The organism is Caballeronia sp., from assembly GCF_028292365.1.
Classification (GTDB): domain Bacteria; phylum Pseudomonadota; class Gammaproteobacteria; order Burkholderiales; family Burkholderiaceae; genus Caballeronia.
Genome location: NZ_JAQGMM010000346.1, coordinates 1 through 7643, shown reverse-complemented (window position 1 = coordinate 7643; position 7643 = coordinate 1). Strand labels below are relative to the sequence as shown.

Here is a 7643-nt window from a genome sequence, read left to right as displayed (position 1 = left end):
GTGGATCATGCCGTGTCGCGCAGTGTCCGCGATAGCGCCGTGCTACTCGATCTCACGTCGTCCGGGCAACCGGGCGCTTTTTTCCAGGCCGTCGGCGAGCCGTGCTGGCCGTTGCGCATCGGCTATATGGAAGATCCGCAGCTTGCGGGCGCGTTATCGGCGGATGTAAAAGCCGCTCTCGACGATGCAGCCAGACTCGCCGAATCATTAGGCCATCGTGTAGAACCAGCGTCTTTCGGACTCGACTTCGACGCTATTGCTCACGCGTTCCTCGTGATGTGGTCAATACAGGCCGAAGAGATTGTGCTGCACGCTGATCGCATCAGTGGCCAGAAACCCAGGCGCGGCGATTTCGAGATTGCGTCATGGACGATGGCGCATATCGGCCGGAAGATCGGTGAGCGCGACCTCCCGGCTGCGCTCGACACGCAGCGTCAGGTCGCGGCGCAGATGGCTGCGCTGATGACGCGATATGACGTGTTGTTGACGCCTACGCTCGCTGGCGCGCCGTTCAGGATTGGCGCCAAACAGCCAACGCAATTCGAACGCTTCCAGATGCACGTTTTATCGACCGTTCCTATTGAACCGTTGTTGCGGCGGATGCTTGCGATTTCGTCGAAGAAGGCGTTTGACTGGGCTGGCTGCACGGAGCTTTTCAACTTTACCGGTCAGCCGGCGATGTCCGTGCCGCTCTACTGGAACGCCCGCGGCATGCCGATCGGCGTGCAGTTCGCGGGGCGGATCAACGACGATGCCACGTTGTTCCGGCTGGCGGCGCAACTAGAGGCCGCGAGGCCGTGGTTCGCCCGCCGCCCGGCGTTGATGGCAGCGAGGTGAAAAGTTATGAACCTAGCCTGATCGCTTGGAAAAGCGGTAATGCGCAACGCCCCATTCGTTTCCGCCGGCGTAGCCGAACAACTCGGCCACGGCCATATAGAACATGCGCCAGCGCTGAAACCAGATACCGGCATTAGCCGCGCCATACGTCTGGACCATCATCGGCATCAACTCGCTGCGTGCCGCGTCCAGATTCGCCAGCCACTGATTCGCTGTCTTTTCATAATGCGCGCCGCTCACCCACCATTGACGATCAATGGTGAGATCATCCTGAAAATGCAGTAACAGCGCCTCCGACGGCATGGTCCCGCCGGTGAAAAAGTACTTCGACATCCAGTCGCCGCCGTCCTTCACCTCGAAGTGATAGGCCAGCGTGCGATGCGCGAACACATGCACAAAAAGCTTGCCGTCCTCGCGCATCCAGCCTGAAATCTTGTTCAGCAATAACCGATAGTTCTTCATGTGCTCGAACATCTCGATCGATAAAACGCGATCGAATCCATTGCCGAGCAATGCCGGATCGAATTCGAAATCGACGATATTCCCCGTCACGACGCTCAGATTTGTAATGCCGCGCTCGGCCGCCTCGTTCTCGATAAACTCGCGCTGCCCCCGCGAATTCGATAAAGCCACGATCTGCGAGCGCGGATAATTTTCCGCCAGCCACAACGAGAGCGAACCCCAGCCACAACCGAGATCGAGAATGCGCTGGCCATCGGTGAGTTGCGCGCGGACGGCATATTCCTCAAGCATGGCGCGCTCAGCCTGATCCAGCGTTTCCGATCCCGTCCGATACAAGCAGCACGAGTACTTCAGATGCTCGCCCAAATGGCCACGGAAAAATGCCGCAGGCAACTCGTAGTGCTGCGTGTTGGCGGCTTGCGTTTCGATCGCGATCGGACTTGCCCGCAGTTCATCGACCAGACGATTAAAGCGCTTTGAACGCGCTTCGCCATCGTCGAACCCTTCATCGCGCAGACGCTGCTTCATCAGGCGGCGCATCCCGAGGCGCACGATCGAATCCGGAAACCGGCCGCGTTCGCACCAGTCGATCAGCCAGCTCTCGGTCGGCACTTCTTTTTCTTGTGGTTCTGACATAACCGCTCGCGAAGGCAGGTCGCTCATGTGAAATCTCCCGCTATTATTATTTAAGGATGACGCGGCGGCCATGGAATCAATGCGCTGGTCGTACGCATGTAATCGGCATATCCCGCGCGCTTTTTAGCCGATTCCGATTCAATCATAGGTACGCCCGAAACTTTCATCAAAAGCCACGCCATTAGCACGGGCGGCAACAGCATCGCGAAAATCCATGCTCCCACGCCTATTGCAAGCGGAATGTACGCGACCCAATGCACGCACTCGAAGAAGTAGTTCGGGTGCCGTGAATAACGCCACAGGCCCGCACGGCATACTGCGTCGTGATTCGACGGGTTCGATTTGAACACGCGCAACTGATGGTCCGCGAGTGCTTCACCCGCAATCGAGATGACCCAGATCACCGCCGCCAACGCGACCCACGCGGCGCCCGGTGGTGTTGCGCGATAAGCCGGCACGAAAAACGCGAACGATAGCAGCATCGAAATCACGACTTGCACTTGAAAGAACCAGAACATTTTCTTGTTGGCATCGGCGCCCCATTGCTCGCGGAACTTGTGATAACGCGGATCTTCGGCGTGACCTGCATTGCGCTTCCACAGATGTAGACCAAGCCGAATGCCCCAGACGAAGCCGCCAATTCCAACCACGACTCGCGTGTGCAAATCGCCATCTGCGAGCACTGCGACCAGCACCGCGATTACGCCAAGCGACATCGCCCAGACTGGATCGACCATCCCGGCATTCTTCGATTTAACTTGCCACGCCCACACCGCCGTGAAAACAACGATGAGCGCGATAAAAGCGATAACGGCAACGGTAAGCGCTGGCATGAGGTCCTCGATGTCGATTTTTGTTCGTTAGATATAAATGGCATCGACTGGAGAGCGATTGCAAACTACGACTTGGACTATTTACGCACGTTGTCCCCTGGCGGATGCGCCGGCGCAAGATAGAACGTAGTAGCTGAAGTAAAACAACGTCGACGTTCAGAACGAACGCGAGCACAGGATATTCCCGACGTTAAGCGGGACATAGGAACGGTGCGTCTCACGAAGCCCTGTTCCCGATTCACAGACGTGGGAGTAAAAGCCAAACCTCGCTTGAGACTCAGCTCAACTTGCCGCGCCAATCAGCCCATCGGACTGCTAAACCAGCGCCGGCAATCCTTCCACCAGCAAGAACGCAACTAGCACGCCTAGGAGCGCGCCAAATACGCGTAGTGTGTTTTTCCGGAATTGCGTGGCGCACGGCACGGCACCGAGAAAGAGAATGCCTGCAAGCGCCATCGGGATAATCAGGATGAAATCGCCGATCGTGAAGTATGTGGTCATACTCGTCTCCCATCATTCGTGCTCAGCGTCCACCTGGTTGCGTGAGACGTCGCACTGTCGATTTGAGTATAGGCCGTTGTTTGAGCTTTATTTGTGCCGCTTTCCGCAAACGTTAGCGAGCGACTAATGAAACGCCATATGGGGTGGGACTTTCAGGGCAGATGTTTTAAGCGGATACGGAAAAACCCTCGTTTATTGATATTTACAAACAACCTTCATTACATCCACTCGTGTATGTAAGCAATCAAGCGTTCATGTGCCGTTCTCTCCGGCGCAAGTATTCCGCACCGCCCAAACCGATTAACAGCAACACGAATACAAAGCCGCTTACGCCGGGCCAGCCGGCGATCGTCCAGAAATGGCCACCCCACGAACCAAGCACACTGGAGCCGATGTAATAGGCTAGCAAATACAGCGCGGCTGCCTGACCTTTCGGGCCTTTCGCCAACAAGCCGATCCAGCCGCTTGCGACCGCATGGCCCGCGAAAAATCCGAACGTCATGCACGCGATACCCGCGATCAACACGGGCAGCGAATTCGACAACGTTAACGCCACACCGAAAATCATCAGCAGAAGCGCGGCAATCAGGACGCGGCCACGGCCAAATATATCGGCCATTTTTCCGGACCAGGGCGACGCCACCACGCCCGTCAGATACACCACAAAGATCGCGCCAATCTCCGTCTGGCTCAGATTGAACGGCGCCGCGATCAATCGATACCCAACGTAGTTATAGAGCGTCACGAAGCTGCCCATAAGCACGAAGCCCATCAGGATCACGCAACGCAGGCCGCGGTTTTTCAGATGCCCGGTGAGTGCCGTCCGATGATGGCGAAATCCCATCCCGGCCCGTGGCACGAAACGTCGCGACGGTGGCAAGAGCGCACGAAACGCGAGCGTGGCGAGCAACCCAAGCACCCCGATTCCGCCAATAGCCACGCGCCACGAGAAAAAGTCCGCGAGAATCCCGCTAATCACGCGCCCGGCCATTCCGCCTATGGCCGTGCCTCCGACGTAAAGTCCCATTGCGAGGCCGAGGCCTTCGGGTTGCACTTCCTCGGCAAGATAGGCCATTGCAACGGCCGGCACGCCGCCAAGCGCCAGCCCTTCGAGCGCGCGTACGAACAACAGCGCGTGCCAGCTCGGCAGAAACGCCACGATGATCGTCAGCAGCGACGAAGCCGTCAGCGACAGCGTCATCAACCGGTGCCGGCTCCAGCCCTCCGAAACAAAGCCGGCGATAAAAATCGCCACGGCGAGCGAAGCGGTCGTCACCGATACCGACATCGCACTTTCCGCCGGACTTACGCCGAACGCCTTGGTGAACTCCGGAAGGAGCGGCTGCACACAGTAGAGCAGCGAGAAGGTGGCGTAGCCTGCAAACAGCAAGGCAATCGCCGCGTGCCAGTAGGCGCGCGATCCACGTTCGAGGTACGGCAAGGGATCGGGGGAAAGCGAGGAGGACGAAGCTGACCGGGACGGCGCCGGCGATGAAGTCACAAAGATATCTCCGGTGGCGAAGGCCATAACGATACCGTGATCGTCGGGGTTTTGCCGGACGTTGCACCGTGCGCTTTCAATCAACTTTCGAAAAGCGGCTGGAACTCAATTACGTTGTTTCAATACGATGCAAGTTTTCGACCCACGCGAATTGATGCGCTAAAGTAGAACATCGTTTCAGCCGAAATCATCGGAACAGGACTGCGGTTTGCAGGCGCGCGCAGCAGGCGCGCACAGCAGGCATGCGAGGAATGACGCGCGGCACTTGAGTTTCGTGCACAGAGCCTCACGCTCCTGTGTTTCATGCAGAACCGACCGGCACGCGCACTGTTTTGCCGGCACACCTCGGGGAGTCATCATGCAAATTGGTTCAATCGTTCGCTCCGTCCATATCGCTGTGCCACAAGGTGCACGCGGGATCGTCATGCGGATTCTCGGCGACATGGCGATGGTCGCCTGGTACGCCGATGAACCCGGCACGTCGGAGCTACTAAACACGGAACCGTTCTTCCTCGAAGATCTGATCGATACCGGCGAACTGGTTCGCCCCACGAACGCGATCATGCATTAAAGAATTAGCGCGTTTCAAAACTCTGTTTCGCAGTAACCGCGCATCGCTGATGCTTCCACCTGCGATGCGCGTCACAATGCAGGGATGAACTCGAACCATTCCGATGCATCGCGCGCGTCCGGAGACAATCTGTCTTTCTCCGGCGACGACGCTAATCTTCCACCGCCACCTTTCGCCGATCTCACGCCCGAGCGTGTGCTCGATGCGCTCGACAGCGTCCTGATGCCGCTTGGTGAGCGCACCGACGGCGGTATGCTCGCGCTCAACAGTTACGAAAATCGTGTGTACCAGGTTGGCATGGAAGACGGACCGCCGATGGTCGCGAAGTTCTATCGGCCGTTGCGCTGGTCCGACGACGCCATTCTCGAAGAGCATGCTTTCGTTTCGACACTTTATGAGCGCGAGATTCCGGCAGTGCCGGCTCGCGTGCTGAATGGTGCGTCGTTGCATACGTTCGAGGGTTTCCGGTTTTCCATCTTCGAACGACGCGGCGGGCGGGCGCCGGATATCGACCGGCCCGAAACGCTGGAGTGGCTTGGGCGCTTTATCGGGCGGATTCACGCCGTCGGACAGATCAAGCCGTATGTGGAACGGCCAGCGCTCGATATTCAGACCTTTGGGTACGAACCGCGTGAGTTTTTGCTCACGCACGGATTTGTGCCGAAGGATGTGCGGGAAGCGTATGAAACCGTGGTGAAGATGGCGCTGGAAGGTGTCGAGCGCTGCTACGAACGCGCCGGCGATGTCAAAAGCATCCGGCTGCACGGCGATTGCCATCCGAGCAACGTATTGTGGACGGATGCGGGTCCGCATTTCGTCGATTTCGACGATAGCCGCATGGCGCCCGCTATCCAGGATTTGTGGCTGTTGCTGCCAGGCGACCGTCCGGAAGCGTCGCGTGCGCTGGGTGATTTGCTGGCCGGATACGAAGATTTCTGCGATTTCGAGCCGCGCGAGTTACACCTGGTCGAAGCGCTGCGCACGCTGCGATTGATTCACTACGCGGCCTGGCTGGCGCGTCGCTGGAACGATCCTGCGTTTCCCGCCGCGTTTCCGTGGTTCAACACGCAGCGGTATTGGGAAGACCGGATTCTGGAGTTGCGCGAGCAGGTCGGCGCGATGGAAGAAGGTCCGCTCTGGCCCGTTTGACGGGCTTTTCGGCGATCATTCGCCGGTGTTTTTTTGCCGCGGCCGGTGCGCCCCTCCTGCGCCGGCGTCCTAACACGGACGGTTGAAGATTTTTAATGTTCGTGTAATGATAACAATTCTCATTTGAAAGCTTGACTTCGCTGACGTGCTTGTCTCTGGCTCGGCGGCTTGTTGGCTGTATCGATGAGAAATCCATCCGCAGCATCCCCTCATTCGCACTGCCCTTTGGAGAGACGCGTGAACGCGCCTGAAACTTTTGAACCCGCGTCTAACGTGACCACCATGCCCTACGCGCCGCGCGGCGGACGCCTGATGGACGACGCCGAACAATTTGCCCGGAAACAACGTTCGCGCCGCGCAACGTTCATCAAATGGCTGCGAAAGGTTCACGGCTGGGTCGGTTTGTGGGGCGCCGTGCTGGGGCTGCTGTTCGGGACGACGGGTTTTCTGCTGAATCATCGCGCCGGTCCGCTGAAGATTTCGAGCGGAGAACCGCAGGTTTCGCAGATGCAAATGGCCGTACCCGCGCAGGGCCTCAAATCACCGATGGAACTCGGGAAGTGGCTCAAGCAGGAACTCAAGCTCGACGGCAATATTGGTCGGCCGAAACGTGAGCCTGCGCACGCGGTGGGCTGGGGCGATCAGAAGACCATGCAGCCGGAGTTGTGGACGGTGGCAGTGGCGTCGCCAGGCGGGTCGGTATCGGCGGAATACTGGGTGGGGAACGGGTTTGTATCGGTGAAACGCACCGAGAACAGTTTTCTCGCGACCATGAGCAATCTGCACAAAGGCGTGGGATTGAGCGTGGGCTGGGTGCTGCTCATCGATACGCTGGCGGGCAGCATTATTTTGCTGTCGCTGACGGGCGTGTTGCTGTGGACCGAGTTGAATAAACGCAAGACGGTAGGCGCGGTGATTGTGACGGCGTCGATTGTCGCGATGGTTTGGATGGGGTTGACGTGAAGGTTGCGATCTTCAATTGCGCTGGTGCTTGAATGTGAAAACCCCGCGAAATGCGGGGTTTTTTATTGTTCAGCTTTGACGCCGCGGCCAAGTTAAGCCGGTTTGTTATTGGTTTTGTTTCCCCGCGATAACCAGAGGTAAAGCCCGCTCCCCAACACGACAATAGTCAGTACATCGAATGCTGCCCAAA

The 7643-nt window shown here is 58.0% G+C and carries 8 protein-coding genes; 4 read left to right on the top strand and 4 right to left on the bottom strand.

Annotated features, from left to right (window positions below):
• The coding region (locus tag JWR14_RS20805; RefSeq protein ID WP_299710753.1) for an amidase family protein at positions 1-837 on the top strand (837 nt) is incomplete at its 5' end.
• 12 nt (positions 838-849) lie between these two features.
• Here the strand turns inward: JWR14_RS20805 and JWR14_RS20800 are convergent.
• The 4 genes from JWR14_RS20800 to JWR14_RS20785 all read right to left on the bottom strand — a co-directional run bounded on the left by JWR14_RS20800 (position 850) and on the right by JWR14_RS20785 (position 4770).
• On the bottom strand, positions 850-1935 hold the full coding sequence (locus tag JWR14_RS20800; RefSeq protein WP_299710750.1) for a cyclopropane-fatty-acyl-phospholipid synthase family protein: 1086 nt from the start codon (positions 1933-1935) through the stop codon (positions 850-852).
• Positions 1936-1985: 50 nt separating this feature from the next.
• Positions 1986-2768, bottom strand: a complete 783-nt coding sequence (locus JWR14_RS20795) for a DUF1295 domain-containing protein (RefSeq protein WP_299710747.1) — start codon at positions 2766-2768, stop codon at positions 1986-1988.
• 315 nt (positions 2769-3083) lie between these two features.
• Positions 3084-3269: a hypothetical protein gene (locus JWR14_RS20790; RefSeq protein WP_047895389.1), complete on the bottom strand. Its 186-nt coding sequence runs from the start codon at positions 3267-3269 to the stop codon at positions 3084-3086.
• Positions 3270-3513: 244 nt separating this feature from the next.
• Positions 3514-4770, bottom strand: coding sequence for an MFS transporter (locus JWR14_RS20785; protein ID WP_299710742.1), 1257 nt, complete (start codon positions 4768-4770; stop codon positions 3514-3516).
• 358 nt (positions 4771-5128) lie between these two features.
• On the opposite strand from JWR14_RS20785, the gene JWR14_RS20780 reads away from it, so the two are divergent.
• From JWR14_RS20780 to JWR14_RS20770, 3 genes are all read left to right on the top strand, one after another.
• Entirely contained in the window at positions 5129-5341 is a 213-nt protein-coding gene (locus JWR14_RS20780; protein ID WP_299710741.1) for a hypothetical protein, read from the top strand.
• Positions 5342-5425: 84 nt separating this feature from the next.
• Positions 5426-6490, top strand: a complete 1065-nt coding sequence (locus tag JWR14_RS20775; protein WP_299710739.1) for a serine/threonine protein kinase — start codon at positions 5426-5428, stop codon at positions 6488-6490.
• Positions 6491-6727: 237 nt separating this feature from the next.
• Positions 6728-7453, top strand: coding sequence for a PepSY-associated TM helix domain-containing protein (locus JWR14_RS20770; protein WP_299710737.1), 726 nt, complete (start codon positions 6728-6730; stop codon positions 7451-7453).
• Positions 7454-7643: the final 190 nt, after the last annotated feature.

What these genes read in the sequence shown, in the direction of transcription:
- JWR14_RS20790 (WP_047895389.1), bottom strand. Translation starts at nt 3,269, where the DNA reads ATGACCACATACTTCACGATCGGCGATTTCATCCTGATTATCCCGATG.
- JWR14_RS20775 (WP_299710739.1), top strand. Translation starts at nt 5,426, where the DNA reads ATGAACTCGAACCATTCCGATGCATCGCGCGCGTCCGGAGACAATCTG.
- JWR14_RS20780 (WP_299710741.1), top strand. Translation starts at nt 5,129, where the DNA reads ATGCAAATTGGTTCAATCGTTCGCTCCGTCCATATCGCTGTGCCACAA.
- JWR14_RS20795 (WP_299710747.1), bottom strand. Translation starts at nt 2,768, where the DNA reads ATGCCAGCGCTTACCGTTGCCGTTATCGCTTTTATCGCGCTCATCGTT.
- JWR14_RS20800 (WP_299710750.1), bottom strand. Translation starts at nt 1,935, where the DNA reads ATGTCAGAACCACAAGAAAAAGAAGTGCCGACCGAGAGCTGGCTGATC.